The sequence below is a fragment of the Oleiphilus sp. HI0117 genome, assembly GCF_001635235.1.
In genome coordinates, this window is record NZ_LWGA01000616.1 from 1 (window position 1) to 1,470 (window position 1,470).

General features: G+C 44.8%; 3 protein-coding genes. 1 reads left to right on the forward strand and 2 read right to left on the reverse strand.

Annotated features, from left to right (window positions below):
* A partial coding sequence (locus A3757_RS06845) for an MFS transporter (RefSeq protein ID WP_156506241.1) occupies nt 1-623 on the reverse strand: 623 nt, incomplete at its 3' end.
* A gap of 246 nt (nt 624-869) precedes the next feature.
* Between A3757_RS06845 and A3757_RS06850 the strand changes: the two genes are divergently transcribed.
* Nucleotides 870-1,097, forward strand: a complete 228-nt coding sequence (locus tag A3757_RS06850; protein WP_068511365.1) for a PA3496 family putative envelope integrity protein — start codon at nt 870-872, stop codon at nt 1,095-1,097.
* A 27-nt stretch (nt 1,098-1,124) separates the two neighbouring features.
* Here the strand turns inward: A3757_RS06850 and A3757_RS26580 are convergent.
* Nucleotides 1,125-1,470: hypothetical protein (locus A3757_RS26580; protein WP_197469906.1), on the reverse strand; the 346-nt coding region annotated here is incomplete at its 5' end.

Sequence of the window (1,470 nt, forward strand, 5' to 3'; positions counted from 1 at the left end):
TTATCAGCAACACCTGCATCAAAGTTATTGGTCACCTTTGGGTAAACAGGGATAGCTCCAGTGAAGATTGGCAACATTAGTAGAACTAACAACAAGGCCATAAGCTGCATACTCAGACTCCAACCAAAGTGGTCTATCCCTAGTAACAAGCCGCTACCACTTAAAATCATTCCCAACTTAAAACCTGTTACCTGGACACTGTTTCCGATTCCCCTGAAACGCTCTGCTAGAACTTTCACAGCCAAACCGTCGGTTGCAATATCCTGAGTCGCGGCCGAGGTATTCACCAGTAGAATTCCGATGAGAAAAATAACAATCAAGGGGCCAAACAAGCTTTCATAGTTAGACATAGAAGCTAATAAGAGCAATCCGACAAGCAATAACTGCATCGCTACTATCCAGGTTCGATGCACGCCTATACGAGCCCAACCGATACGATCAACATAGGGAGCCCAAATAAACTTTAAAGCCCATGGCAAGGCAAGGAGTTTGATCAGTCCGATATATTCCAGCGACACGCCCTGGTCTCGCATAATGGCCGGAAAAGCATGAGCTAGCACTCCCGAAGGAAGGCCTTGAGAAAAGTACAGCGCAAACAGGACGGCTAGGCTGGCGACGGGCACGTTATATTCTCCTAAATCATCGATCTTGACGAGCAGCTCTTGCCATCAGCGTACTGACAAAGAAGCTCAAATGCGGGCAAAACTATCATCCAAGCGACCTACTTCACAAGCCCATATTTTTGTCTAAATCGTCATTTTTGCTTCACAAAACTGTCACACCCAAAAGCTAGCCTGAGCTCCAAATAAGGTGAGATGCAAAACAGTAAACATTTCGAAACTTTATCGATGCCAGTTAGGAGACACACTATGCAAGCACATGAATCTCAGAACCCGAGCACTTTTGAGCAAGAAAATTCTCTGGAAGCCATCCATGTAGACTTTATGGATATCGCTCACGAACTTCATCAAAAGCAAAGCGAATCAAAGAAAAAAGATCGTGCAAAGCGCCGCTCCCAAGCAAGAAGAGCAATTGAAGATCATCAGGAGAAAAAGCGTTTAGAGGCAGAGCTTAAAGAGTGGTGGGACGATTTATAACGTTCGTTTTGGCCCAATAGCTAGGCGCTACAGGATTACCAAGTCGCCCTCGTTACCTTGGTCCTCAACTGGTCGACGGCCTTCAGTTAAATAAAGAGCATCGTTGTGGAAGTCTACGTATAGGTGGCAGTCCATCACGCTATCGGTTATTTCACTGCTAATGGAAAAGTGACGAACAATCTCTTCACCATCGCAGTGAAAGTGTTTCATATCTGACTTACTCATCACCTCGGGCAAACCGATAGCCAACCGACAATTATGCTGCACCAAGCTATTTTTTATTCTACCTAGAAAACGGTTGGCCAATTCACAATTCCAATCTTCTTGAAAACTTGGGTCACCAATTCTATCTACATCAACTATCGGCATAGTT

What these genes read in the sequence shown, in the direction of transcription:
- A3757_RS06850 (WP_068511365.1), top strand. Translation starts at nt 870, where the DNA reads ATGCAAGCACATGAATCTCAGAACCCGAGCACTTTTGAGCAAGAAAAT.